This window comes from Bifidobacterium oedipodis (assembly GCF_012932425.1).
In the GTDB taxonomy this organism is placed as follows: Bacteria; Actinomycetota; Actinomycetes; order Actinomycetales; family Bifidobacteriaceae; genus Bifidobacterium; species Bifidobacterium oedipodis.
The window spans coordinates 170,735-193,916 of the sequence record NZ_JAAIII010000001.1 but is presented as its reverse complement, the minus strand read 5'-3'; the positions used below and the strand labels follow the sequence as shown (position 1 = coordinate 193,916).

The 23,182-nt window shown below is 58.3% G+C and carries 17 protein-coding genes, 1 other RNA gene and 2 pseudogenes; 8 read left to right on the top strand and 12 right to left on the bottom strand.

Annotated features, from left to right (window positions below; genetic code table 11):
- Positions 1–64: 64 nt before the first annotated feature.
- Positions 65–1,537, bottom strand: a pseudogene (locus tag G1C95_RS00800) (bifunctional folylpolyglutamate synthase/dihydrofolate synthase); the annotation flags it as partial.
- Between the two features lie 108 nt (positions 1,538–1,645).
- On the opposite strand from G1C95_RS00800, the gene G1C95_RS00795 reads away from it, so the two are divergent.
- Both G1C95_RS00795 and G1C95_RS00790 read left to right on the top strand, forming a co-directional pair.
- Positions 1,646–2,263 carry a response regulator transcription factor gene (locus G1C95_RS00795; RefSeq protein WP_169171045.1) on the top strand — a complete coding sequence of 206 codons (618 nt, stop codon included), beginning with the start codon at positions 1,646–1,648 and terminating at the stop codon, positions 2,261–2,263.
- 218 nt (positions 2,264–2,481) lie between these two features.
- Positions 2,482–3,420 carry a sensor histidine kinase gene (locus G1C95_RS00790; RefSeq protein WP_169171044.1) on the top strand — a complete coding sequence of 313 codons (939 nt, stop codon included), beginning with the start codon at positions 2,482–2,484 and terminating at the stop codon, positions 3,418–3,420.
- A gap of 42 nt (positions 3,421–3,462) precedes the next feature.
- Here G1C95_RS00790 and G1C95_RS00785 read toward each other — a convergent pair whose 3' ends face one another.
- Together G1C95_RS00785 and G1C95_RS00780 are read right to left on the bottom strand one after the other, a co-directional pair.
- On the bottom strand, positions 3,463–3,822 hold the full coding sequence (locus G1C95_RS00785) for a hypothetical protein (RefSeq protein ID WP_169171043.1): 360 nt from the start codon (positions 3,820–3,822) through the stop codon (positions 3,463–3,465).
- A gap of 4 nt (positions 3,823–3,826) precedes the next feature.
- On the bottom strand, positions 3,827–4,384 hold the full coding sequence (locus tag G1C95_RS00780) for a hypothetical protein (protein ID WP_169171042.1): 558 nt from the start codon (positions 4,382–4,384) through the stop codon (positions 3,827–3,829).
- Positions 4,385–4,624: 240 nt separating this feature from the next.
- On the opposite strand from G1C95_RS00780, the gene G1C95_RS00775 reads away from it, so the two are divergent.
- Positions 4,625–6,217, top strand: a complete 1,593-nt coding sequence (locus tag G1C95_RS00775; RefSeq protein ID WP_169171041.1) for an aminopeptidase P family protein — start codon at positions 4,625–4,627, stop codon at positions 6,215–6,217.
- Position 6,218: 1 nt separating this feature from the next.
- Entirely contained in the window at positions 6,219–6,740 is a 522-nt protein-coding gene (locus tag G1C95_RS00770; RefSeq protein ID WP_169171040.1) for an NUDIX hydrolase, read from the top strand.
- Positions 6,741–6,866: 126 nt separating this feature from the next.
- Here the strand turns inward: G1C95_RS00770 and G1C95_RS00765 are convergent, their stop codons facing one another.
- The 6 genes and pseudogenes from G1C95_RS00765 to nagB form a co-directional block, all read right to left on the bottom strand.
- Entirely contained in the window at positions 6,867–8,579 is a 1,713-nt protein-coding gene (locus tag G1C95_RS00765) for a dipeptide ABC transporter ATP-binding protein (RefSeq protein ID WP_169171039.1), read from the bottom strand.
- 3 nt (positions 8,580–8,582) lie between these two features.
- Positions 8,583–9,764 (bottom strand): ABC transporter permease, encoded by a 1,182-nt coding sequence (locus G1C95_RS00760; protein WP_169171038.1) that lies wholly within the window; start codon positions 9,762–9,764, stop codon positions 8,583–8,585.
- Position 9,765: 1 nt separating this feature from the next.
- Complete coding sequence (locus G1C95_RS00755) at positions 9,766–10,860, bottom strand: ABC transporter permease (RefSeq protein ID WP_169171037.1); 1,095 nt, start codon at positions 10,858–10,860, stop codon at positions 9,766–9,768.
- A 114-nt stretch (positions 10,861–10,974) separates the two neighbouring features.
- A pseudogene (locus tag G1C95_RS00750) lies at positions 10,975–12,601 on the bottom strand (ABC transporter substrate-binding protein).
- Between the two features lie 292 nt (positions 12,602–12,893).
- Complete coding sequence (gene nagA / locus G1C95_RS00745) at positions 12,894–14,237, bottom strand: N-acetylglucosamine-6-phosphate deacetylase (RefSeq protein ID WP_169171036.1); 1,344 nt, start codon at positions 14,235–14,237, stop codon at positions 12,894–12,896.
- A 21-nt stretch (positions 14,238–14,258) separates the two neighbouring features.
- Complete coding sequence (gene nagB, locus G1C95_RS00740) at positions 14,259–15,071, bottom strand: glucosamine-6-phosphate deaminase (RefSeq protein WP_169171484.1); 813 nt, start codon at positions 15,069–15,071, stop codon at positions 14,259–14,261.
- 350 nt (positions 15,072–15,421) lie between these two features.
- Between nagB and G1C95_RS00735 the strand changes: the two genes are divergently transcribed.
- A complete protein-coding gene (locus tag G1C95_RS00735) occupies positions 15,422–16,549 on the top strand; it encodes an ROK family protein (protein ID WP_169171035.1) in 1,128 nt (375 codons plus the stop codon).
- 94 nt (positions 16,550–16,643) lie between these two features.
- On the opposite strand, the gene G1C95_RS00730 is transcribed toward G1C95_RS00735, so the two are convergent.
- Positions 16,644–17,558: an ROK family protein gene (locus tag G1C95_RS00730; protein WP_169171034.1), complete on the bottom strand. Its 915-nt coding sequence runs from the start codon at positions 17,556–17,558 to the stop codon at positions 16,644–16,646.
- A gap of 469 nt (positions 17,559–18,027) precedes the next feature.
- On the opposite strand from G1C95_RS00730, the gene G1C95_RS00725 reads away from it, so the two are divergent.
- From G1C95_RS00725 to G1C95_RS00715, 3 genes are all read left to right on the top strand, one after another.
- Complete coding sequence (locus tag G1C95_RS00725) at positions 18,028–19,245, top strand: ROK family transcriptional regulator (protein WP_169171033.1); 1,218 nt, start codon at positions 18,028–18,030, stop codon at positions 19,243–19,245.
- A 66-nt stretch (positions 19,246–19,311) separates the two neighbouring features.
- Complete coding sequence (locus tag G1C95_RS00720; RefSeq protein ID WP_169171032.1) at positions 19,312–20,208, top strand: carbohydrate kinase family protein; 897 nt, start codon at positions 19,312–19,314, stop codon at positions 20,206–20,208.
- Between the two features lie 258 nt (positions 20,209–20,466).
- Entirely contained in the window at positions 20,467–21,699 is a 1,233-nt protein-coding gene (locus G1C95_RS00715) for an MFS transporter (RefSeq protein ID WP_169171031.1), read from the top strand.
- Between the two features lie 284 nt (positions 21,700–21,983).
- On the opposite strand, the gene dtd is transcribed toward G1C95_RS00715, so the two are convergent.
- Positions 21,984–22,460, bottom strand: a complete 477-nt coding sequence (dtd, locus tag G1C95_RS00710) for a D-aminoacyl-tRNA deacylase (RefSeq protein WP_169171030.1) — start codon at positions 22,458–22,460, stop codon at positions 21,984–21,986.
- 198 nt (positions 22,461–22,658) lie between these two features.
- Positions 22,659–23,055, bottom strand: a transfer-messenger RNA (tmRNA) gene (ssrA, locus tag G1C95_RS00705).
- Between the last annotated feature and the right edge of the window lie 127 nt (positions 23,056–23,182).

Sequence of the window (23,182 nt, the reverse complement as noted above, 5' to 3'; positions counted from 1 at the left end):
CATTCGCCTGCGGCGGAATGCCCGCGCAACAGGAACGTCACTGCTGCTCGTCACCCCACATATCATCATCTGCGGTTTCGTCATCGTCTGGATTCTCAGTGTCATCCGGTTCAACGGCGGGCTGGTGAATGGCCTGCGCCTTAGCCATAGTGGGGCTGGCATGGCTTTCCAACATGGCGCGTGCGTCACCTGCCGTAACGAAACTGCCGCAAATAAGCACGCCGTGGCCATAGCCCACGCCCAGCTCATCCTCGGCATCCACCATATTCACAGCCGTTTGGATGGCATCAGGAAGATTCGGCTCCTTGACCACGCGGTCGGCACCGAACACGTCGATGGCGATGGCTTCCAGCTCGTCGGCCGGCATCACGCGCTCACGCCACGAGTTTTCGGTGACGACCACCGCGCTCAGCAGCGGTTCGAGCACACCTAGGTATTCCTCGACCTGCTTGTCGCGCATCATGGCGACCACGCCGACAAGCTGCTTGAAGTTGTAGTTCTCTTCGATGGCGCGGCGCAGCGCCTCCGCGGCGTTCACGTTATGGCCACCGTCAAGGATAATCGTGGGCGAAGTGCGGATTTGTTCGATACGCCCCGGCACCTTAACCGAGCTCAACGCTTCGGCCACCAGATCGCCGTCCAGTGGCGCGTTGACGGGGAGCACCACTTCGGCTGCTGCGAGCGCGGCGAGCGCGTTATGCGCCTGGTGTTCGCCGAATTTGGCAATCGGCACGCCCTCATAGGTGCCGTTGGGCGTGGTCAGGGTGGCGACCTGGCCACCCACGGCGGGCATACGGTCGGAAACAGTCATTTCGTAACCGTCGCGCACCAGTGTGGCATGGTTGCGTTCGGCGGCTTCGACCAGAATCGGCATGACGGCGTCCTCGTGCGGCTGTGGGCCGATGATGGCGGTGCAGCCGGGCTTGATGATGCCTGCTTTTTCGGTGGCGATTTTCTCCACCGTGTCGCCCAGCCACTTCATGTGGTCCATATCCACCGGGCCGATGATGGCGGCGTCGGCGTTGAGCACGTTGGTCGCATCCCACAGGCCGCCCATGCCGACTTCGACAATGGCCACGTCCACAGGGGTGTCAGCGAACTTCCAGATGGCCATGGCAGTCAGCACTTCAAAGAAGCTCATCTTAGGCTTGCCTTCAGCTTCCATCTTGGCGTCCACCATCGCCACGAGGTCACGGGTCTGGTCCCAAATGTCGATGAAATCGTCGTCGGAGAGCTGCTGGCCGTCAATGGCGATGCGTTCGTTGATTTTCTCCAGATGCGGTGACGTGTATAGGCCGGTGCGCATGCCGTAGGCGCGGCAGATGGCCTCGGCCATGCGTGCGGTGGATCCCTTGCCGTTGGTGCCGGTGATGTGAATCACGCGGAAGGACTGTTCGGGGTGCCCCAAGATGTCAAGCATGAGGTTCATCCGGTCCAGATCGAGATTGGTGGTGTTATGCTCCGGCGGGCGGGACATGATGTCCAGTTCCACGTCGCGCATGGTCTCGTTGTTGCGGTTCGGATGCTCATACGACATAGTCGTGCTTCGTTCCTCTCATTGACTGTGACAAAACTTCCCCCATTCTAGCGAGCGGCCTTTATAATTGTGCACATTCGGGGGAATGCCATGAGAAGGGGTAGGACGATGGCCGAACAGCATGAGGTTTCCGTCGGCATAGTGGACAATGATGTGCTGGTGCTCGACGCTTTATGCCAAGCGATATCGAGGTATCGTGCGCCTCTTCGCATTATGTGGGCTACGGTCTCTGCGAATCTTGCCTTGGAGTATTGCCAGACAACCCGTATGCGGCCGCAAGTGGTGCTTACGGATATGGAGATGCCGGAGTTATCGGGAGTGGAGTTGGCGCGCGCATTGAGTCAGATGTCCACTCCTGTGCCGGCAGTGGGCATTACCGCGTTCGATGAATCTTTGCATGCGCCCGTTTCTGGCAGTGGTTTATCGTCGGTTCTTGCCAAGGAGACTCCCCTGCCCATGCTGGTACGCGCACTGGGAGAGGCTGCTGGCGACTCGTTTGCGGCGCACTGGTCCGAGCCGATTGCCATGGATAATCCGTTGTCTGATATGGAGTGCCGAATATTGCAACTGTATGCGCAGGGGCAAACCACCGAGGCCATAGCTCGGCAATTGCATATCAGCGCGACCACTGCCAAAACCCATGCGCAACGTGCATTCCGCAAACTTCAGGTGCACGGACGCACCGAAGCCATAGCCATATGCGTCAGCAGGGGTTGGATACGATGAGCACACGAATATCACGCAGCCGTTCCGATCATGCGTCGCATGTCACATCGATTATCGGATCGGCCTTTTGCCTACTGATATTTATTGCGGAACTTGCGGTGTCATTTAACCGTATGTCACCGGTTGACTATTGTTGCGCCGCAATATATCTGCTCATGCTGCTGCTGTCTGTGGCGTGCCCCAAGGTCGCATATGTTGCGATATCCATACTGTCCATCGTGGAAATGCTGCTGCCGGTTACCATTGGCGGGCCGACAACCCTCTGGGGCGTCTGGTTTTCGCTGGCATGGCTTGCCAACAGTGTGCCACTTTGGGTGTCTTTGCCCCTAGCGCTGGGAAATACAGGGGCATGTTTGCTCAGCCCGTTGCTGTATGCGATGCCGGTGACGCTGGGAACCGTCTGCATGTCAGCCTCGTTCACCGTGGCCTTCTGCATTGGCTATGCCTTTCGATGGAAGGCGTATAAGGATCAGCTGCTGGCTGAAAAGGCGCTGGCAGACAAGCAGATCCGCTACCAGCAGGAACGATTGGCCATCGCCCATACGGTGCATGATTCCATCGCCGGGTCGCTGATTTATGCGATATATCTCTGTCGCCTGCACGCGGACAATGCGAATGATGCGCAATCCACCGCCGCGTTCAAACAATTGGAAAACATTCTTTCCCAGACGGTGCATGATATCCGGTCGGATGTGCTTCCACCTCTGCGTGCCGGGGAAGCCGCCGGTCAAGATCAGCCGGAGGGCGGTACCAATCAGCCGCCTGCAGCACTGCATGACATGACATTGAACGATGTGATTCGCAGGCAACAGGAACGTCTTGCATCATTGGGTTTTATCGGCATCGTTAATGTAGATGTAGATTATGAAGTGACGAAGCATCCTGATATGCAGCAGCCATGCATCAGTATTGTGCTTGAGTTGACCAATAACATCATGAAACATGGGAAACCAGGATGCTATGTGCTGCGCGTCACGCATCACGATGATTCCATATGTTTCTTTGCCTCCAACCAATGTGCTCAATCCGAGCAACAGCATTATCAGCAAGCAAGCCCTCGCTCACTTGCCTCGATGGTCGCGTCCGCCTCAGGATCAATGCATATCAGCAATGAAGACAACGAATGGTCCGTCTCCATCACCATCCCCTGCAAGTGATGCTGCTGTTTTTAAAACCGTCGGCATTGCGCGGCAACAGTGCTATTCACCTATGGTGCCATCAGTATTGCCGTGCTGGTATACCAGCAAGCCCCAAAGAATCACTACGAAATAAATATGACCAAGAAATCTGCTCAATGAACCGCTGAATAGCACCATACAAGCCGTTGGCAGTATCAGTGCAATGGTGCAAGCTATCGCGATCGTCATACTCCACGATTGCAAACCGAACCACACGAACAGTGCCAATACCCCTATGGCAGCGATAAGATATACCACCAACCATGGTGTGATAGTTGTATGTTCAGCTTCCGCCGCCGCGCTAATCGACAGCGAATCATATATCAATATGCAAAACCATAACCGCCAATCCCATTCCCCCACCCCATCAACGTGCCGCATTGACTCAATCTCCTTTGTCTTTCGTGATTTCGTGAATGGAAACCACGAGAGTGGTGTCACTCTGAGCTTGCACGGTAAGCGATGTTGCGTCAGGGAATTGCTCAACCGGCAGTGACACAGCCGCAACGCTTGGGGCGACGCAGGCCTCATTGAGTATCAGACGCCTGCTCCCGTCAGGGCCGCTGAGTGAAAGCGAAAATGATGATTCGGCTTCCTGCTTGCACATATAGGCAATGTAATAGTCATCTGAATCGTTGACATCACCTTCCAATGCAACGTCGGCATTGCCTGAAATTGATCCCTGCCCCAATGTTTGTATATCTGATACAAAATCGTCGGTAAACACATTGTTCTGCAGATATTCCTCCAACGCGTCCTCACTGAATGCACGATATGCCTTGGTTACCTCCTTGAAATCAGTATCCTGAGTTTCGATTTGCTCAGGCTGTTGTTTGGACGGCTGAGACGACTCATCATCTTGCGGGCTGCACGATGACAATCCTCCCAATATTGCAGCCGCCATCAGAATGGCACCTGCCCGATACAGTAAAGCTTTCTTCATGGCAACACTCCATTCGCTCACCATGCCGATCCGCGTCGCTGCAGGATTAATCGGACATGTCGTATGAAACGGCGTTTCATAAAACCAACGATAGAAGCAACTCCCTTGAGACTCCACTGCAACATGTCATCCAAACGGGCGCATTATCGGATACGTCAACCTATGCCCTTCACATGATGAGGGAATATCCGAGTAGGATTGTCATCGATACCATGAAGGCACAATCCACAAGGAGCATTGATGTCCACAGTCATCACTGAGAAGGACAAAGAGTATGAGGCCGAGGAGCGGGCGGCGGCACCCGGCGCGAATCAGGCGATGAGCGACCGCGTGAACAATCGTTCGCTGCGCCCGCAGTCCTCTGCGTTCAAGGAGTTCATGAAAACCGGTTGGGCCGATGAGGATCCCGATATTGAACCGCTTGAGGCGGCCAAGTTCACCCCGGCTCGTTTGGAGGCGCTGGGCAAGGCCTTCCCCGGCGAGCGTTTGGTGATTCCGGCCGGCCAGCCGAAGGCGCGCAATAACGATTGCGATTACATGTTCCGCCCCGACACCACCTTCGCCTATTACACGGGCCTTGGCGTGGATTATGAGGCTGGTGCCGTGCTGGTGCTCAACCCCGTGGCCCCCGACTCCCCCGAAGCTGCCGCCGGCAAAACGCATGAGGCCGAACTGTTCGTGGCCCCTCGCGCCGACAATTCCACTGAAGACTTCTTCATGTCCGCCCATTACGGCGAATACTGGGTTGGCCCGCGTGCTGGCCTGAAGGAAATGACGGCGATGACCGGCATCGAAACCCATGACATCGCCCAGCTGGCCGACGCACTGTCCAAGGATGTGGGTGCCGAGGCTGGCGCGGTGCGCGTGCGCGTGGTGCGTGAAACCGATCCTGAGATCACGTCGCTGGTTGAATCCATCCGCGAGGCCAACGGTTTCGCCGATCCAGATGGCAATGCCGCCGATGATGACAAGCTGCACGAGTTCGCCGCCGAAGCCCGCATGACCAAGGATGCCTATGAGGTTGGCGAAATGCGCAAGGCCGTGAACGCCACCAAGGCCGGTTTCGACCGTCTGCTGGCTTCTCTGCCGACGGCGCTCGACAAGCCGCGTTCCGAACGTATTCTTGAAGGCGCGTTCAACGCCGTGTCCCGTGAGCTGGGCAATGCGGTGGGCTATGACTCCATCGTGGCTTCCGGTCCTCACGCTCCGATTCTGCATTGGATGCGCAACACCGGTGTGGTCAAGAACGGCGATCTGTTGCTCGTGGACGCTGGCGTGGAAGTTGATTCGCTGTATACCGCCGACATCACCCGCACCTTCCCGACCAACGGCAAGTTCACCGACTTCCAGAAGCGCTTGTATCAGGCGGTGCTGGACTCCCAGCAGGCCGGCTTTGAGGCCGCCAAGCCGGGTGCCACCTACTCCGATATTCATCATGCCTGCATGCGTGTGATCGCCGAACGTCTGCACGAGTGGGGTCTCTTGCCGGTGAGCGTGGAGGAATCGCTCTCCCCATCCGGCCAGCAGCACCGCCGTTGGCTCGCCTGCGGTGTTGCGCATCATCTGGGTCTTGACGTGCATGATTGCGCGCAGGCTCGTTTCGAGGCGTATCAGGGCGCTCCGATTCGCCCGGGCATGATTTTCACCATCGAGCCGGGCCTCTACTTCCGTGAGGATGACCTGCTGATTCCACCGGAATACCGTGGCATCGGCATCCGTATCGAGGATGACGTGCTCATGACCGAGAACGGCCCCGAATGGATTTCCGCCGGCATCCCCAAGCAGATCGACGACGTCGAAGCCTGGATGGCCGAACAGGCAAAGCAGGCCTGAGATGGCAACACCGCAGTTTGTGCTTGATTTGCGCAAGAAAATCGGCCATGACCTGTTGTGGCTGCATGGTGTGACGGCATGTGTGTTCGACGAGCAGGATCGTATTCTGCTCGGTCGCCGCACAGACACCGGCGAATGGGCAATGGTTTATGGCATCATCGACCCAGGCGAACAACCCGCCGATGCCGCCGCCCGTGAAGTTAAAGAAGAGACAGGAGTGGACGTCATAGCCACCGACTTGGTGTCCGTGGTCTCCGAAACCAAGTCGAAAACGTACGCGAACGGTGACAATGTGCAATACATGGATCATTCGTTCCTGTGCGCCTTGAAGCCCGGCGGCAACGCTGAGCCTTTCGTCGGCGACGACGAAAGCCTGAATGTGGGCTGGTTCGACATGGACAATCTGCCCACTCCCCTGGCGCAAAGCACCGTCGAACGTCTGGCGATATTCCGTCGCTATATCGAAGGCAAACAGCGCGGCGACGCTCATGCCTTTTTTGTAACAGCCGGGCAGCTGCACTAGCCACACCGACTGTGCTGGCTTCCAGCCAGCACAGCTTACAGATAAACGCGAGGAAGGGCTTCCCATGGGGAGGCCCTTCCTCGTATCAACTCACAGCGGTTACAACAACAAACCGCCTCATTAGGCTCAAGCTTCCTGAGCGAGCAGCTCGTGTAGATGAGCGCGGTGGAGCTGCTGTTCGCGCGGATCAGGTACCGGCAGGGACGCCAGCAGCTTCTGCGTGTACGGATTGGCAGGATGCTGCATAATCTGGTCAGCATCGCCGTGTTCGACGATCTGGCCCTTGTGCATCACCATAATGCGGTCGGCGAGCATATCGACCACTGCCAGATCATGGGTGATGAACAAGCAAGCGAAGCCGATTTCAGCCTGCAGACGTTTGAACAGCTCCAGCACCTTGGCCTGCACCGACACATCGAGGGCCGACGTAGGCTCGTCGGCGATCAGCAGCGAGGGCTTCAAAGCGAGTCCTCGCGCCAAGGAAGCACGCTGACGCTGGCCGCCGGAAAGCTCATGCGGGAAGCGGTTCATATAGGCGCGCGGCAGCTGCACCATCTCCAGCAAATCGCCCACATAATTCTTGGCTTCGGCCACCGAACCATACTTTTTATGCACGATCAGTGGTTCGGCCACGTTTTCCGCGATGGTCATCAGCGGGTTGAACGAGGAGCCTGGATCCTGGAACACGAAACCGATATCGGCGCGCTTCGGCTTGAAATCACGTTCCTTGACACCGTTCATTTCGATGCCGAGCACGTTTAGGGAGCCGCCGGTGACCTTCTGCAGGCCGGCGATGGCGCGACCGGTGGTGGATTTGCCGGAACCGGATTCGCCGACCAAGCCGAGCACTTCGGAGCGGTGGATGGTGAAGTCCACGCCGTCGACGGCCTTGAAATCAGGCTGCATGAGGTGGCCCGGATAGGTGATGGTCAGCCCCTTGGCTTCGACGGCCACCGGCTGCGTGCGCCAATCGGTTTTACGCTCGATCACGTTGCCGTCCACGTCGCGCACGACCAGCTTTTGACCGATGCGCGGCACGGCACCCAGCAGACGCTTGGTGTAGTCGTCCTTGGGGTTATAGAATACCTGTTCCACAGTGCCCTGTTCGACCACATGGCCGCGGTACATCACGACCACCTGGTCGGCGATGTCGGCGATCACGCCCATGTTGTGGGTGATGATGAGCACGGAGGCGTCGAATTCGTCACGTGCCAGACGCAGCAGGTCGAGGATTTCGGCCTGCACCGTAACGTCCAGTGCGGTGGTGGGCTCGTCAGCCAGAATCAGGCCGGGGTTGAGCACCAGCGCCATGGCGATGACGATACGCTGCTTCTGGCCGCCGGAGAACTGGTGCGGATAGTAGTCCACGCGGGTTTCGGCGTCAGGAATGCCAACTTTCTTGAGAATATCGATGGCCTTGGCGCGCAGTTCCTTCTTGTCTTTGAGACCATGGGCGCGCAGGCCCTCCTCGATCTGCCAGCCGATGGTGTAAACCGGGTTGAGCACCGAGTTCGGCTCCTGGAACACCATGGCCGCTTCGGACCCGCGCATCTGACGCAGCTGCTCGCCGGAAAGCGAGAGCACGTCGAGCGAATCGGAGCCATCGCGCTTGGACAGGTACACCGCGCCCGAGGTGGTGGCGGTCTCCGGCAGCAGTTTAATAATCGAACGTGCGGTTACGGATTTGCCGGAACCGGATTCGCCGACCACGCCGACCACAGTTTTGCGCGGAATCGTGAAGTTCACGTCCTCAACGGCCTTGATCGAACCGGCGTCGGTCATGAAGGAGACGGACAGATCCTTGATTTCGGCGAGATTGCCTTGGCTGTGTTCACTCATGGTTCACTCCTTGCCCTTGGCCGTGCCAGTGGTATTGCCTTCGCCGGTCCATTCGGACACGGTGAACGACGGATCATGGTCGGTGACGGTGGCCGGCGGGTCGACGGTGGAGTCGAGTTCGGCGACCACTTCGTTGCGCACGGAAGGCTTCTCCGAGGGATCCACGGAGGTGTCTTCGATGGAGCCGACGACTTCGCCGGCGGACTTGCGTGCGCGCAGACGCGGATCGGCCAAATCGTTCAGGGACTCGCCGACAAGGGTGATGCCGAGCACGATGAGCACGATGGCAAGGCCCGGGAACACGGCGGTCCACCAGATGCCGGCGGTCACGTCGGAGACGGAACGGTTCAGATCGTAACCCCATTCGGCGGCTGCGGTCGGCTCGATGCCGAAGCCGAGGAAGCCCAGACCGGCCAGGGTCAGGATGGCTTCCGAGGAGTTCAGCGTTAGAATCACCGGCAGGGTGCGGGTGGAGTTCTTGAACAGGTGCTTGGTCATAATGCGCCAGGTGGAGGCGCCAACCACGCGGGCTGATTCCACGTAGGCGGATTCCTTGATACGGATGACCTCAGCGCGGATCGTGCGGAAATACTGCGGAATGTAGACCACGGTGATCGAAATGCCGGAGGCCAGAATGCCGCTGACCAGACCGGACTGGCCGTGGGAGATCATAATGGCCATCAGGATGGCGAGCAGCAGGGACGGGAAGGAATAGACGGCGTCGGCGATCATCACGAGCACGCGATCCACCCAGCCGCCGAAGTAGCCGGAGACCAAGCCCAGCAGCACGCCGGCGAAAATGGACAGCAGCACAGCCACGATGATGGCGATGACGGCGGTGCGCGCGCCCCACACCACGCGGGAGAACACGTCGAAACCACCAGCGGTGGTGCCCCAGATGTGTTCGGCGCTGGGTGCGGCCTGCGCCGGGAAGGAAACACCGTTGGCGTCCTTGATCTGCGCATGGCCGTAGGGGGCGATCAGTGGCGCGAAGATGGCGACCAGCAGGAAGAAGGCTGTCAGGGCGAGGCCGGTGATCAGCATGCCCTTCTGCCAGCCAACTGCGACGCGCAGTTCCTTGATAATCGGGATTTTGGCCCATAGCGGCGTGTTCTTGTTGACATTCAGCTTATTCAGACGCTCGTCGCCGGGAACAGTGACTTTGTTTGTGGATGCGATGGACACGTCAGTACCTCACTCTCGGGTCGATGAGCGCGGCGATCACGTCGACGATAAAGTTGACGACGGCCACGATGATGGCGATGAGGATTACGATGCCCTGCACGGCCACGAAGTCACGGGCTTTCAGATACTGCGAGAGCATGAATCCCAAGCCCTTCCATTCGAAGGTGGTTTCGGTGAGCACGGCACCGGCGAGCATCAAAGCGATCTGCATACCCATCACGGTGATGATCGGGATCAGGGCCGGCTTCCAAGCGTGCTTGTTGAGCAGACGCTTTTCGGATACGCCGCGCGAGCGGGCGGCCTCGACATAGCCGGAGTTGAAGGTGGAGATCACGTTGGTGCGCACCAAGCGGATGAACACGCCTGCGGTCAGAAGGCCCAGTGCCAGTGCAGGCAGCACGGCGTGACGCAGCACATCGATGAGCACGGTTGTGTTGCCCAGCTGCAGCGCGTCGATGATATAGAAGCCTGTGGGAGACACCAGACGCGTGAACTGCATTTCGGAATCCAGCGAGGAGCGACCGGAGGCCGGCAGAATGTTGAGCCAAATGGCGAAAATCAGTTTCAGCACGAGGCCGAGGAAGAACACCGGGGTGGCGTAGCACAGGATGGCGAAGGTGCGGATGCCGGCGTCGGCGGCGCGGTCACGCTTGCGGGCGGCGAGACGGCCCAGGCCGATGCCGACGATCAACGCGACGATGAGCGCGAGGAAGGCCAGTTCGAAGGTTGCGGCACCATAACGGGTGAGGATAGTGATCACCGGCTGGTTGTCGGTCAGGGTGGTGCCGAGGTCGCCGTGCAGCAGGTCACCCAGATAATCGGCATACTGCACGATCAGCGGACGGTCGTAGCCGGCCGCATGGATACGTCGCTGCAATTCTTCGGGGGTGAGCCTGCCACCCATGGCGGCGGAAATCGGGTCACCGGTGGCGCGCATCACGAAGAAGACGATGGTGACAAGAATGAAAACGGTGGGGATGATCAGGAGGAACCGGGTCAGAATAAAGCGGAAGAATCCGCCCGACAGTCGGTTCTTCTTGGCTTGTTTCGGCTTCGCCGCATCCTTTGCGGCGGCCGGAGCTGCTGTGCTGGACACGCGGTGCTCCTTTTCAGTGGGCCAATAGGACTTTGGAAAATATGAATTGATACGAGAGCGCTGGGAGCCTTACGCGTCGAACACGCGCGGACTCCCAGCGTTAGTCAGTCAGCGTCACTTGGTGACGGAGGCGTAGCGGAAGCGGAAGGAAGCATCAAGCACGATGCCCTTCACGTCGGAGCTGGCGACAGCGGTCTGAGCACCCTGCAGCAGCGGGATGGTGGACAGGTCTTCAGTTTCGAGCTCCTGAATCTGCTTCAGGATTTCGGCGCGAGCGTTCTCGTCGGCTTCACCGGCCTGCTTGACGATCAGGTCGTTGACTTCCTTGTTGGAGTAGCCGTTGTTCACGAAGTTGCCGTCGCGGAAGAACGGGGACAGGTAGTTGTCCGGGTCGGAGTAGTCCGGGAACCAGCCGAGCTGGTAGACCGGGTAGGCACCGTCGGAATCCTCGGTGACCACACGATCCTTGTTGTACTGGGTCCATTCGGTCTGCTGCAGGTCGACCTTGAACAGGCCGCCTTCCTCAAGCTGAGCCTTGATGGCAGCATACTCGTCGGCGGAGGAGGAACCATAGTGATCGCCGTTGTACTGGAGCTTCAGATCAACCGGAGTGGACACACCGGCATCCTCGAGCACCTTCTTGGCCTTGTCGACCGACGGAGCGCCGTTACCGTCACCGTAAGCGGCCTTCAGGGTGTCATCGTGGCCGGACAGGCCATCGGGGATGAAGGAGTACATCGGGGTGTAGGTATTCTTGTAGACCTTGGTGGCCAGCTCGTCACGGTCGATCAGGTTGGCAACGGCCTGGCGCACGGCCTTGGCCTTGTTGGCGTCGGCATCGGGCTGGGATTCGCCGAAGGGCTGGATCTTCATGTTGAAGACGAGCAGACGCTCTTCGCCGCCCGGGCCCTTGACGACCTGCAGCTTGGAGTCCTTGGACAGATCCTCGATATCGGTCGGGGTCAGGGAGCGGTAGGCCACGTCGACCTGTCCCTGCTGCACGGCCATCTTGAGGTTGGAGGCATCAGCGAAGTACTTGACCTGCACGGCATCGTTCTTGGCCGGGGTCAGACCCTGATAGTCCTTGTTCTTCGCGTAGGCGGCGGTCTCGTTGAGCTTGAAGGCGGTCAGCGAGTACGGGCCAGCGAAAGCCTTCTTGGAGACGATGGTGTCGGCGTCGGTCAGCTTGTCGGCGTCGAAGGAGTCCTCGTCGACGATCGGGCCGGCCGGGGAGCTCATGACCTGCTTCAGGGTCACGTCGAAGGGCACAGAGTCGGTGAACACGACGGTGGTGTCGTCCTTGGCCTCAACGTTGGTGATGTTGGCCAGCAGCGAGCTCGGGCCGTTCTCATCGTTGATGGTCTTGATGCGGTCGTAGGAGAACTTCACATCGGAGGCGGTCAGATCGTTGCCATTGGCGAACTTCAGACCTTCCTTGAGCTTGACGGTGAACTGAGTGCCGTCCTCGTTCCAAGTGCCGTCATCGGCGGCGATGTCCGCAGACGGAGGTGTTGTAGTCCTGAGCGTACAGGAACGGGAACACCTGAATCTGCACGGCGTAGGAGCCGTTGTCGTAGGAGCCAGCCGGGTCGAGGCTGGTGATCTTATCGGTGGTGCCGATGGTGATGGCGGAGCTATCGCCGGAAGTCGCGGCGTTGTCGTCCTTCACGCCACCGCAGGCGGCGAGGGATGCGATGGCGGCCACGGATGCGATGGCGGCCAGAATCTTCTTGGAATTCACAAGAATCCTCTCTCTAATTTCATCTATCGCACCTGCATTATTAGATGCGATGTACCGCCGACTATCGCTTCGGTTTGTTAACCGAACGTTTCCATAACGGCCGAATTATGTTTCGCTTGTGGCATAAGGGGCCGATTTTTGGCGGTATTGAGCAGTTTTGCGGATTCCTGCGATTCATTGCGACAAAGGGCCGCATGGTGAGACGAAGCATATCATCGTCTCACCATGCGGCCCTTCATATACTCTAATCAACGCTCTGACGTGTGCACAGCCAGATGCTCGCCGACACCGATCAGCGCAGTTTGCGCCCGGCGCACCACACCTGTTCGACGCACCAATCAACGGGGTTGATCACGTTGAAATCGGCTGCGAAGCCCGGCGCGATAAGCCCAATCGGGGAACCGGTCACACTATTGGGCCGATCAAAGCCGAAGGCTCTGGCCGGGGTGAGCGTTGCCGCTTCGACGGCATCCGGCGCACTAACGCCCAGCTCGTTCACCGCCCGCTGAACAGCAACCTCCAGCAGCAACGTCGAGCCGGCGATGGCACCATTGGATACCAGACGCGCATGGCCATCGACCACATTCACATCCAACGCGCCCAGTTTGTAGGCACCATCCGGACAGTCGGTGGCGGCCATGGCGTCGGTGACGAAGGCGATGCGATGCGGCGCGAACTTCATCGCGAGCCTGACCATCGGATTGTCAACATGGAAGCCATCGTTGATCAGTTCGATGGTGACGCGCGGATCCTCAACCGCCGCTGGAATCGGCCCAGGCTCGCGGTGGTGCAGTCCGTTCATCGCATTGAACATGTGGGTCATCAGCCCTGCGCCCGCGTCGAAACCGGCCTTGGCTGTCGCATAGTCGGCGTCGCAATGGCCCACGGCAGGCACCACGCCGGCTTCGGCGAAGCGTCGAATGGCGTCAAGACCATGCGGCAGCTCCGGAGCAATGGTGATCTGCCGGATGCAACCACAGCTGCCGGACTGCCGGTCGCAGCCGGAAGCATTAAGCATGCGATTCACAATTTCAGGTACCGGATCCTTCAAACATTCCGGATCATGTGCACCCTTGCGCGCCATGGCAAGGAAGGGACCCTCCAAGTGGCAGCCGAGGATGTCGGGGCGTCCTGTGGCCATGGCATCGCGAACCGTGCGAATATTGTTGCAGATCTCGTCAATCGGATTGGTGATCAGCGACAACACCTGACGGGTTGTGCCGTGCACAGCATGCCCCGCGCGCGCCACGTCGATGCCGTGCCTGCCATCGTCGAAGCTATATTCCCATGCGCCATGGGAATGGATGTCCACATACCCAGGGGTGAGGATTCTGCCGGAGGCGTCGACAACGGCGGGTTTGCCATCTTCGGTTAGGTATGGTTCGCCCTCATACAGATTGGTGCCCGCTTTAACCCTCGGGGCATCGGGATCGATGCCCACTCGGCGGCATGCCGCTTCAAAAGAGTCATTGCCCACGCCGGAGGCGATGATGACGCCAGTATCATCGGAGACGACCCAATAGCCGCTTTGTTCACCGCGTGCATCGATTTTGCGCGCGTTGCATATGGCCACTGGGGATGGTTTGCCGCTCAGCGCCGCAGTGACGCGGGAGACGACTTCGTTTCTATCAGTCATGATGTTTCCCAACGACCCGAATCAGATGCCCTGCCAGGCGGGCTTGTGGGTGTAGGCATAACGATAGTAATCCTTGTGGCGCAAACGGCTTGCAGCCTCTTCATCCACGATGATTGTGGCATGGGGATGCATTTGCAGTGCCGATGCCGGGCAATACGCCGACACACCACCCTCCACCGTCTCTTCAATCGCCTCGGCCTTGCCTGAACCAAACGCCAGCAACACCAAGTGACGAGCCTTCATAATCGTGCCAATGCCCTGGGTGATGCAATGCGTCGGCACCTTATCGATGTCACCGTCGAAGAATCGAGCATTATCCACACGCGTCTGTTCCGCCAGAGTTTTGACCCTAGTGCCCGATGCCAGCGAGGAGCCGGGTTCATTGAATCCCACATGACCATCCGTGCCAATACCCAGAATCTGCACGTCAATACCGCCCGCGTCTTCGATCGCCCGGTCATAGGCCGGCCCAGCCGCAGCGATTCGCTCGCCATCTTCCAAAGGCGCTCCGTCCAACGCGTCACCTGGCACACGCACCTTGGCCGGATCCAATCCCAATGGTTCGATCACCGTGCGTCGAATCGTGGAATGATACGATTCCGGGTGTTCAAGCGGCAATCCGATATATTCGTCCAGCGCGAATCCTCGCACCTGCGATACATCAATCGATTCCGCCGTGACAATTTCCGCGAGCGCACGGTAGGCCGCCAACGGGCTTGATCCCGTCGCCAGACCCAGTACGGCATCCGGCTTCGCCTTGATCAAATTGGCCACACAACGGCCATAGATTGCGCCTGCTTCGGCTTCGTTCTTCACGATAATAATTTCCGGCATCATTACCTCCCTGTTGTATACCCCATGCCGTTGGCCACGATTTGCGCCCCTGCGTGAGGATCACGACGACTTCCTTGTCATACCCCTGTGTTGAGTTATCGATCCGCGTTCTGCCTGTCAAACATATCAGACATGCATAACTCGCATTTGTTAATGATACTTACCATTTTGGACTTGCACATGCTTCGGCGTTTTTAGCGGCTTGTAGACGTTAAACTGGAAATAATCGTGAAGTTGCATAACAGATTCACAGTTGAATTTGCTATGGTATACGCGACGCACAGCAAAACCAGCACAACCATTGAAGTCCTTCGGCTTCACCAGCACGACCCGCGGGAGGAGCAGCAGCCATGCCATACCAAGCCTTCGCCGGAGAGCCTGCCGCGCGATCGGCCAAAGCCTCACCCGCCGATGTTCGGCGCAACAACCGGCAAATCATTTTCAATCTACTATTCCCCACCAACCAATTCTCACGCGCCGAACTTGGCAGGCAAACCGGATTAAGTCGCGTTGCCGTCTCCGATGTGGTCGGCCAAATGCTGGAGGAAGGCCTGCTGCGCGAAACCGGTCAGGCCCCTAGCGCCGGCAAGGGCAAGCGCGGCACCCTGCTGAGCATCGATACCGACCGCCTGCGCATTATCAGCATTGATTTGACCCAAGAGCATCTTCTCAATGGCGCGGTAACCAATTTGCTCGGCCAACCTTTGAAACGCGCGGAAATCACACTGAACGACGACGGTGACGTGTCCGCGCAGATCATCATCGAGCTGATTGAGAAAATGCTGGGCATGTCTGACGGTGAAATAATCGGCATCGGCATCTCCTCCCCCGGCGTGGTCGACAACGGCGTCGTGCGCTCTTCAACCATGCGAGGCTGGCGCGATCTCGATTTGGCCACACCCATCAGCGACCATTTCGGCATCGATGTCACCGTGACCAATGACGCGATCAGTGCCGTGCTCACCGAGCGCTTCTTTGGTCAGGGTGGCCCCAATATGCTGTTCGTGCGCATGGACGTCGGCATCGGTTCGGCGATTCTGGTGAACAACAGGCCCGTAATCGGCGAAATGCACGCAGCCGGAGAAATCGGCCACATCTCCATCGATCTCAACGGCCCGCTATGCCCATGCGGCAAGCGAGGATGCCTTGAACGGTATCTATCAGGCAATATCCTCAAAACACGCATGGAGAATGCCTCCGAAAACCAGCGTCAAGAGATTCTGCGCGAGGCCGGGCTTCATTTGGGCCAGGCGCTGGCCATGCCCGCCGGCCTGCTCGATCTTGCGGATATCTGTGTGTTTGGGCAGCCTCTGGTAGTGAACGACGTGTTCCTTGAGGCCACGCAGCAGTATCTCGATGCCGCCACCGTCTCGTCATTCCATAAGCACACGGTGGTGCGTCGGTGCGAATGCGGACCGGACATCATCGTACAGGGCGAGGCCATTGCAGTGATATTGCATTATTTGGCCACCAAGTAGCCAGTAGCACGCGCCAATAGTACGCAGTGAGGCTCCAATCACCATGATTGGAGCCTCACCTATATATAGATCTTTTTCCTCGCCTATATCTGAGCTATGCCGCCAGCGCCGCGCCGATGGCACCCACCGGCTGTTCCACCGGTGCCAAGCGCAGGCGCGCCGGCAGATTCAACGATTCCAGGAAATGACACTGCGCCTCTCGCCGATGCAGTTCGGCGTTGATTACTTCCAGCAGCGGCTCGCCGGTTTTCGCCATGCCGCCGCCCAAGATAATCAGACGTGGATCGACCGACTGAGCCAGTATCTGAATGGCGTCGCCGATAGCACGCATCACCATATCCAAGGTATCCACGGCTTCGGCTTCACGGCGAATGGCCCGTCGGATCAGATCCGGCATCGGCGGATCGGCGTGTGGCCACAGGCGCGCCACCGAAGCGCCGGACGCCACCGTTTCCAAGCATCCGTATTGTCCGCACGGGCACTTGAAACGATGCGGCTCGACCGGCACATGCCCGATTTCACCGGCTGCGCCACTATAGCCGTGCAGCAACACCCCGTCCTGCACAATGCCCGCAGCCAATCCGGTGCCAAAATTCAACAGTGCAATGGTGCCGGTCAATCCTTCGGCACCGCCCAATAGTGCGGCCGCCCCAACCGCCGCCGCATTGACATCATTCTCGACATGCGTATCAACGCCGGTGCGCTGGGCAATTTCAGGGCCCATATCCATACTGACTACATCGAGATTCACAATATCCCCCACGTGCCCCGTGTCGGCATTGACCTGGCCCGGCGTGCCGATGCCGATGGCCGCGACTTCCGCAAAGCGCTCACCCGCCGCCTGCCTAGCGACGGACTCAATGTCTTCGAGCACCGCCTGGTTGCCGCGCCTGGCCGCGATCCTCGCCTGCCCCAGCACTCTGCCATCAGGAGACACCAGCACGGCCTCTATTTTGGTGCCGCCGACATCGACGCCTATTCTCAAGCCATTCGCATTGTTTGTCGACATAAGTTCTCCTTGCTCATCATTGAACACACTCGGTCGGGCTGTTGTTTGTGCTATGTGCAACCGAATATTGACTACTATCCTAACAAATTCAGGTGGGGTACACACCGAGGGGTGGGGGACATTTGGATTGTTTTGGAAGTAAGGTACGCGAGTTTTGTGGGAGGTTGGGTTTGTCATAAGGATGGCTCCGTCGTCGAAGGCCCACCGGGCCTTCTCCTCCTCGCGTCGCGCGCTTGTGATTTTCCGCAGGAAAATCGGCAGACAACGGATGGCTCCGTCGTCGAAGGCCCACCGGGCCTTCTCCTCCTCGCGTCGCGCGCTTGTGATTTTCCGCAGGAAAATCGGCGCGCGACACGCCGACCAATGTTGATTGCGGAAATTGATTAACTGCGTTAATATCTTAATCAAGTTCAGATTCAACGACGAGCGGACAACACCGCAACGGAGCTAGAGCAAAGGAGTTACGCGTATGAACGCCTCAGGCATCATCACCCCAGCATCCCAAGCTTCCGTCTCCGAATCCAACCGTTCGCGCATCCTCAAGCACCTCTACCACAACGGCGTCAGCTCCAGGGCACAAATCGCCAAGGCCTTGGGATTGACCCCCGCAGCCATCACCAAAATCACCGCCCGACTCATCGAAGCCGGAGTAATCGAAGAAACCGGTGATTTTGAAGGTGAGAAAAACCGCCGTTCCATCGGTCTCAATCTCGACACCGCACGTTTCCACACCATCGGCATCAAATTCGCCCGCTCTCTCGTGCAGATCGGCGTATTCGATCTGTGCGGCAACACGCTAAGTCTCGAATCACTGCCCACCGTCTACGACAACACCATCAACGACACCATCGCCATCATCCACGACCGCATCACCGGCCTGCTCGATGACGATCCGAGCATCGTGGCCATCGGCATGGCTGTTCCCGGCCCCTACCTGCGCAAAGTCGGCCGCACCGCCGTGGTTTCCAGCATGCAGGGCTGGCGCAAAATCAACTTCATCAACGAGTTCTCCCACGCCTTCCGCGTGCCTGTTTTCATCGAACAGGATGCCCGTGCCGGCGCACTCGCCCACTACCTGTTCGATCCGGCAGTGCACGCTGACGACAACATCGCCTACTATCTGGTCGGCGAAGGCGTCGGGCTTGGCGTCATCGACAACGGACGTCTGATCAACGGTGCAATCGGCGCTGCCACCGAAATCGGCCATATCTCCATCGATGTCAATGGACGCCCCTGCGACTGCGGCAACTACGGATGCCTCGAACGCTACTGCTCCACCCCGGCCATCCACGACATGCTGATCAGCAATGGCACCGTGGTACCCGAAGCGGCGGATATGACCCACACCGACGCAGTGCGCGCGCTATTCGACAAGGCGAATGCCGGCAACGACGCAGCGCGCGATATGGTTCGTCAAATCGCACGCTATGTGGGCTACGGCTGTGTAACCATCTTCAACGGCTTCAACCCCGAGCACATCATCATCGGTGACATCGTGGCCGAAGCCGGCCCCTACTTCCTGCGTGAAGTGCGCAAAACGGTGGCCGAACGCGCCATCCCCGAATTAAACGACACGACTTCCATCACTCTGTCCACCCTGCCTACGGATGCCACCGTCTGCGGTGCCGCAGCCGTAGCCGTCACCCAATTTTTGGAATGCCCCTCGGTATTCTTCGACGTGGCCTAACCGGTCTCGTCGGCAACGATTTCCACGCGAAATCAGCAAATAACAACCACAAGGAAAGGAACCACCATGACCACCCCCATCGTTCTCAGCCTTGGCGAACTGCTGTGGGATATGCTGCCCGGAGGCAAGCGCGCCGGAGGCGCCCCGGTCAACTTCGCCTACCATGCGATGAAGAACGGCACCGAAGGCTGGGCTATCAGCGCGGTCGGCGAGGATGAGCTCGGCGACGAACTGATTGCCAAGGCCGACGAAGCCGGCATCAACACCGTCATCCAGCGCAACGCATGGCCGACCTCCACTGTGGAAGTCGCGCTGAAGAACGGCATTCCGGAATACACCATTGTCAAGGGTGTCGCCTGGGATCATATCCTGTACACCAAGCAGCTTATCGACGTGGTCTCCAAGGCCGACGCCGTGTGCTTCGGCACGCTGGCCCTGCGCTCCCCCGAAACGCACGCCACCATCACCGAACTGCTCAAGCACACCAAGCCGGGTGCGATGAAGTTCTTCGACATCAACCTGCGCGGCGACCACTACTCCAAGGAACTCATCGAGGAACTGCTCAAGGCCTCCACCGTGTTCAAGATCAACGACGAGGAGCTGCTGCTGCTGCGCGACATGTTCGATATCCGCGGCACCTCGGGCGAAGACGCCTCCCGCTGGTTCCTCGAGCAGTACGATCTCGACTATGTGATCCTGACCGCCGGCAGCGCCTACTCCACCATCATCTCGCGCAAGGGCGAATCCTCCACGCTGGACACCCCGCACGTCGAAGTGGTTGACACCGTGGGCGCAGGCGACTCCTTCTCCGGCACTTTCACCGCACGCACGCTGCTTGGTGACACGCTGGCCGAAGCCCACCGCAAGGCCGTCAACACCGCCGCGTTCGTGTGCACCCAGGCCGGTGCCTGGCCGCAGTACCCGGCTGAGATGACCGACTACCTCGCCGCCGAAGGCAAGTAGTAGCTCCGGGCTTCCAGCCCTCTACCCACCAACCAACCAATCGGTTTCCCAAGAGCGTTCTTGGCAAGCCGCTACCATTCCTTTCCTTTTTGGCCTATGGCTCGCGCCTGGACAACGATGTTCGGGTACCTTACTCGCACCCAACTTCAGGCGTGAGCCATATCCAAAATCGAATCGACATAACTGAATACAGCAATAACTGAATACCGACACCAACGTTCATTGCCTCATTGCATTTAAGAAAAAGGGAAACATAAAATGAGCAACGAAACCGTTAAGACCGGCAACGCCGGATTTGCGAAAATCGCACCTGTGATGTTCGCATTCTTCGTCATGGGCTTCGTCGACCTGGTCGGCACCGCCACTAACTATGTCAAGGCCGAGTTCACCTTGGCCGACGGCACTGCAAACCTGTTCACCACCATGGTGTTCTTCTGGTTCCTGATCTTCGCAGTGCCCACCGGCATCCTGATGAACAAAATCGGCCGTCGCAAAACCGTGCTGCTGTCCATTCTCGTCACTCTTGTGGCCATGGCCCTGCCGATTATCGCCTATGTGATTTTCGCCGGCACCGCACGCCTTGTGCTGATCGTCATCTCCTTTGCCTTCCTCGGCATCGGCAACACCTTGATGCAGGTGTCGCTTAACCCGCTGCTGACCGTGTTCGTCAAGGGCGACCAGCTGGCCTCCACCCTGACCACCGGCCAGTTTGTCAAGGCCTTCGCCTCCCTGTTCGCGCCGTTTATCGCCGCTTGGGGATTCAATCAGATGAACATGTGGTGGATCCTGTTCGTGATTTACCTGGTGGTCGGCATTCTCGGTTACGTGCTGCTCGCCTTCGACAAGATCGAGGAGCCCGCGCCCGACGCCGGCACCACCTCCATCGCCAGCTGCTTCAAGCTGCTGTTCTCCGATCGCATCGTCTTCCTGTGCTTCCTCGGCATCGTGGCCCATGTGGGCGTGGACGTGGCCATTAACGCTCAGGCACCGCGCATCCTCATGGAGCACACCGACATCGCCCTGACCGTGGCCACCAACGCCACCATGGTCTACTTCATCGCCCGTATGATCGGCTGCTTCACCGGCGGCATCGTACTTTCGAAGATCTCCAACCGCATCGGCATCCTCGTGTGCGGCGTGATTATGACTGCTTCCGCCGTGTGCTTCGCGATCTTCACGCTTGCCACTTCCAACCCGCCGGTGGCCCTGTTCTGGGTGGCTGTCGCCCTCGTTGGCTTCGGCAATTCGAACGTGTTCTCGCTGTTCCTCTCCCACGCCCTGATGTACCGCCCTGAGCGCCAGAACGAAATCTCCGGCCTGATGCTCATGGGCCTGATCGGCGGCGCAATCTTCCCGCCCATCATGGGTGCGGCGGCTGACGTTGCCGGCCAGTTCGGCGGCATCCTTGTAATGGCCATCGGCTGCGTCTACGTGCTGGTCATCGGCCTTGGCTACAAGGTGATGGAAGGCAAGAAGGCCGTCGAAGCCTGATAATCCATGGGTATCCCTCGGATACCCCCAACGCCGGTAGCTCAACCGCGAGGCAACCGGCACCACATACTTGGGGAATCGGCCCGCCTCCCCCATGGAGCCGGTTCCCCGCTCTTTCCCGCGCAAGCTGTTTCATCGGCTTGCGCGGTTTTTCATATCATCTTGCGAACCGGAACACCAATGAACCGTTAACCCTCCTGTGGTTTACATTAGGAGCTGGCCGCATAGGAAATCGTCTTCAAGAAAACTTCCGCAGACTTCTACCCGGTTGCATTCCGCTGCAGTCAGATGCCGTATTCCTTGGTGTCCATCACAATGGTCACCGGTCCATCGTTGACCAGACCGACACGCATATGTGCGCCGAAACGCCCTTCCCTAACCGGCACTCCCCCGCTGCGCAGCGCTTCGTTGAACTTGATCCACGTAATATTCGCATGTTCGGGTTTGCCCGCACGTACAAAACTTGGACGATTGCCCTTCTTCACATCGGCAAACAGCGTGAACTGCGAAATCGAGAGAATCTCACCGCCGATATCCTGAATCGACCGGTTCATCTTGCCTTGTTCATCCTCGAACACGCGCAGATTGAGAATCTTATGCGCCAGCCATTGAATCTGTGGGTCGCCGTCCTCATCCTCCACACCGACCAGCAACATAAAACCCGGGCCGATCTGTTGTGCCTCAAAAGTGGGATCCAATGTACCCAACTCATTGACCACGTCAACACTCGCCTGCGAAACCCGCTGCAGCACCACTTTCATGCCCTTATATCCTTCCAGTCATCCGTATGCACATGTGTGCATACCAATGGTATCGTCCGCCCATTCTGCCCACATCCTGCCCACATTTTTGGCAGACAAAAGAAAAACTGAGAGACTTTACGGAGCGTAAGAGAATATACAAAATGGCGCAAACGCTTGAAAATACAGAAAAACCCGCTGTTTCCAGCGGGTTTACAATAGTGGAGCCGCGGGGAATTGAACCCCGGTCCGGTGACCGAGCCCACAGTCTTCTACGTGCGTAGTCTGCTGACCATTTGGCAGTTTTTCTGCCCCCATCTATGTCGCAGACAACTGATGGCGGGCATATCTGCAGTTAAAGTCCCGACACAGCCCTGAAGCTCAGCTGCATCAGCAAGTCTTCTTAACGACGCTCAGCTTCTCCCCGAAGACGAGAGAGAGTGAACGGAGCGGCTGCTCACTGGTTAATCCTGGCGCGAAGCTCAGGCAGCGAGAGCGAACTCAGTGCGGTTAGATTTAGCACTTATTCTTTTGCAGGGGACATCCACGAGTGGACCCTGCGTTCTCGGCACGCTTCCCTGCGACGAACAGATCACCGTCGAAACCGATCGGCCCCAATCTTGAATTATCAAGCTTTCCGAACACATGCGGCACACCATATGCGCTCGGACGTTTCATCGTACACCTTCCGGCTCCAATCGCCAAATTCCGCCAGAGACGAACATCAGCGAACAACGAAAGAA